Source organism: Vibrio sp. V33_P6A3T137 (assembly GCF_009904835.1).
Taxonomy (GTDB): domain Bacteria; phylum Pseudomonadota; class Gammaproteobacteria; order Enterobacterales; family Vibrionaceae; genus Vibrio; species Vibrio metschnikovii.
This window is the reverse complement of the sequence record NZ_WXWK01000177.1, coordinates 1-3,800: the sequence shown is the minus strand read 5'-3', so window position 1 is coordinate 3,800 and position 3,800 is coordinate 1. Positions and strand designations below refer to the sequence as shown.

3 protein-coding genes are annotated in these 3,800 nt (G+C 41.5%); all 3 read right to left on the bottom strand.

The features are described 5' to 3' along the window. Window positions 1-197: 197 nt before the first annotated feature. The 3 genes from pgsA to uvrY are packed head-to-tail and all read right to left on the bottom strand — an operon-like array spanning window position 198 to window position 3,275. On the bottom strand, window positions 198-755 hold the full coding sequence (gene pgsA, locus CAG60_RS16345) for a CDP-diacylglycerol--glycerol-3-phosphate 3-phosphatidyltransferase (protein ID WP_072669232.1): 558 nt from the start codon (window positions 753-755) through the stop codon (window positions 198-200). A 46-nt stretch (window positions 756-801) separates the two neighbouring features. Further along, entirely contained in the window at window positions 802-2,631 is a 1,830-nt protein-coding gene (gene uvrC / locus CAG60_RS16340) for an excinuclease ABC subunit UvrC (RefSeq protein ID WP_161439436.1), read from the bottom strand. Further along, window positions 2,631-3,275 (bottom strand): UvrY/SirA/GacA family response regulator transcription factor, encoded by a 645-nt coding sequence (uvrY, locus tag CAG60_RS16335; RefSeq protein ID WP_154168391.1) that lies wholly within the window; start codon window positions 3,273-3,275, stop codon window positions 2,631-2,633. Before uvrY ends, uvrC begins: the two co-directional genes overlap by 1 nt. Window positions 3,276-3,800: the final 525 nt, after the last annotated feature.

Sequence of the window (3,800 nt, the reverse complement as noted above, 5' to 3'; positions counted from 1 at the left end):
CAAAAAGTCTCTATTTATCCAGAACATAACGAGCAAAAATCCATTTTTACTCGGCTTTTGATTACTCTTTATCGAACAATAAGCGACGATCATTAATCAACAAGAAACGCGTTATTAAAAAATAATCGCAGCCAAGCCCAATCGACATCCAGATCGGCGGTGTTTAAAAATAGAAAAACGGGCCGATGCCCGCTTTTCTAATGATGTTCTTCATTTAGCAAATCATTTTTCGCCGCTGCTAAGTATTGTGCCATAGACCAATACGTTAAAATAGTCGCGACATACAGAGCTATAAATCCTAACCAAACCATCCATTGATCGTAACGCCAGATCAAAATCCACAATGCAAACATTTGGCTAACGGTCTTTACTTTACCAATCCAAGAAACAGCCACACTAGCGCGCTTACCGATTTCAGCCATCCATTCTCTTAATGCTGAAATAATAATTTCTCGACCAATCATGGTCACGGCGGGGATGGTTATCCATATTGAATGATAATACTCGGTGATCAAAATCAGCGCAGTAGCGACAAGAACCTTGTCAGCAACCGGATCAATAAACGCACCAAAACGCGACGTTTGGCCAAGCTTTCTCGCCAACATGCCATCTAGCCAATCGGTAAAACCAGCCACAAAAAAAATCATGGCAGCCGCAAAGGGTGACCAACTATAAGGCAAATAAAAAACAACGATGAAGACAGGGATGAGAAAAAGTCGCAACAACGACAAGATGTTAGGAATATTTAAACGCATAATAGTAGGCTCTGATCAATGGCGCGTTAATGGTGCTGCATTTTGACTATGGTTTCAATGCTTGATAAATAATTTCTGCTAAAGAGTGACTAATACCCGGCACCTTGGCGATTTCTTCAACAGTCGCACGCTTAATTTCTTGCAAGCCTCCCATGTATTTCAATAAAGCTTGCCGACGTTTAGGCCCCACGCCTTCAATCCCTTCTAACGTACTGGTGCGTCGAGTTTTACCTCGTTTAGCACGATGTCCGGTAATAGCGTGATTATGGCTTTCATCACGAATATGTTGGATAAGGTGCAATGCAGGCGCATCGCTAGGTAAATGAAACTCGTCTCCCTCGGTGGTGATTAATGTTTCAAGGCCAGGTTTACGACTAATTCCTTTCGCGATACCAATCAACTGTGGTCGCTTCGGCCAATCTTGCCAACATTGAGTAATGATCTGTAGCGCGCGATTGAGTTGACCTTTGCCACCATCAATAAATATTACATCTGGTATTTTATCCACATCCAATTGTTTGGCATATCGACGCTCTAAAGCTTGAGCCATGGCTGCATAATCATCGCCACCAGTAATTCCAGTGATATTATAACGACGATATTCCGCTTTGAGTGGTCCTTCTTGATTAAACACCACACAAGAGGCAACGGTACTTTCTCCCATGGTGTGAGAGATATCAAAACATTCCATACGAGCTATATTCTCTATACCTAATACACGCTGCAGCTCATTAACACGCTGCTGAATGGTCATCTTGTGATTAAGCTTACTGGTCATCGCGCTCAATGCATTGGTATTTGATAACTTCAAGTATTGGCCACGAGTCCCAGTCGGATTCACATGAAAATAAACGTTCTGCCCAGCTAATTCACGCAACGCCAATTGTAATGGTTTGGTCTCTTTTAATAACCCCTGATTAAGAATGATTCGACTCGGAACCACTCGGCTCTCAGTATGATTAAGATAGTATTGACTTAAAAAACTTTCGAAGACTTCTTGCGACTCGGTATTGGCTGGGATTTTTGGAAAAAAGCTCCGACTCCCCAAAACTTTACCTTGGCGGATCATCAAAATATGGATACAGGCCAACCCTTTCTCCTGCGCAAAACCAAGCACGTCCAGATCATCTTGTGAGTCTTCTGCTACAAACTGCTGCTCCTGCACACGGCGAATCGCTTGAATTTGGTCACGAAACTTTGCTGCATCTTCAAAACGTAACGCCTGACTGGCTTGTTCCATTTTCCCGATCAACATTTCCAGTACTTGTTTATCTTTTCCTTGCAAAAACAGCCGCACACAGTTCACTAACTCGGCATAATCTGCATCAGAAATAAGGCTACTCACACAAGGAGCCGCACAACGACCGATTTGATACATTAAACAAGGGCGAACACGATTACTGTATACCGTATCTTCGCATTGCCGCACTGGGAATATTTTTTGAACCAGGTGCAACGTTTCTCGCACCGCACCAGAATCTGGATAAGGGCCAAAATACTCACCTTTGCGTTTTTTTGCACCGCGATGCGCAGAGAGACGAGGATGCTTGTGCGCACTGATGAAGATATAAGGATAAGATTTATCATCCCGCAACAACACATTGTATTTAGGTAAATACTGTTTGATGTAGTTATGTTCGAGGATCAACGCTTCGGTTTCAGTATGAGTAACCGTGACGTCAATTTTATTGATATGACTGACTAAAGCTCGGGTCTTTTCACTGTCGACTTTACTACGAAAATAGCTAGACAGTCGCTTTTTAAGATCTTTGGCTTTACCAACATAAATCACCTCAGCCTCAGTGTTATACATACGGTACACACCGGGCTGATGGGTGACATTTTTTAAAAAGGAAACAGAATCAAAATCAGCCACTACAACTTCTCTGTATCGAGCATCCCATGTCGAATGGCTAAATGGGTTAACTCAACATCTCCGTTAATATCTAGCTTGGCAAACAAACGATAACGATAGCTATTGACTGTCTTTGGACTAAGATTGAGTTGCTCAGAAATATCGGTTACTTTTTGGCCTTTAGTGATCATCATCATGATTTGTAGCTCACGTTCTGATAGACCAGCAAACGGATTTTCAGAGGCGGGTGAAAACTGGCTTAATGCCATTTGCTGAGCGATTTCAGGAGAAATATATCGCTGGCCACTATTCACAATACGAATAGCATTCACCATTTCATCAGGCGCGGCACCTTTGGTTAAATAACCAGCCGCACCAGCTTGCATCACTTTGGTTGGGAACGGATTCTCAGTATGAATAGTGAGCACAATGATTTTTACGTCTGGATTAAAACGTAAAATCTTCTTAGTGGCTTCCAATCCACCAATACCGGGCATATTCATATCCATTAATACAATATCAGTGTTATTACTACGACACCATTTTACTGCATCTTCACCGCTATCCGCTTCCCCTACTACGTTCATTCCACGGACGTCTTCAATAATACGTCGTATCCCTGTGCGAACCAGCTCGTGATCATCTACAAGGAAAACATTGATCAAACTTGTATCTCCACACTTATCTATTCGCTCTGCACTTTATCATATTAAAGATGCAGCATGGCCGCTTAGTCTAACCTAAATGGCTAGCTCGCTGCCAATGAATATGTGCCGAAAGCACACGTTTGGCAAGTATTTCTTTTACAAACTGTGCAGTTTAATAGGCAATTAGGCTCTCATTAAAACGTTTCTACTCAACACCATAAATCGCTAACATTAAATTTAGCAAACAATCAGTGACAACCATAACCAAATCCAATTAGGCAGAGCAATAATGATGAGATTGAAGAATCTATGACGTTATTCTCAAACACTATGAAGGTAATTAAAAAATAGACATCCTCATTTTATAAACAGGCTTAATACTGAACAAAGATCACACAAAACACCCACTTTTTGAGAGTCATTCGTAACTTTCGATTGAAAATGCAGTCAATTTCATATATTTATAAGTCCCGTCAATCAATCCCATAATACGCACCGTTTATTATCAGCTCACTGAGTCACCACTCATGCGCGATTTAAATA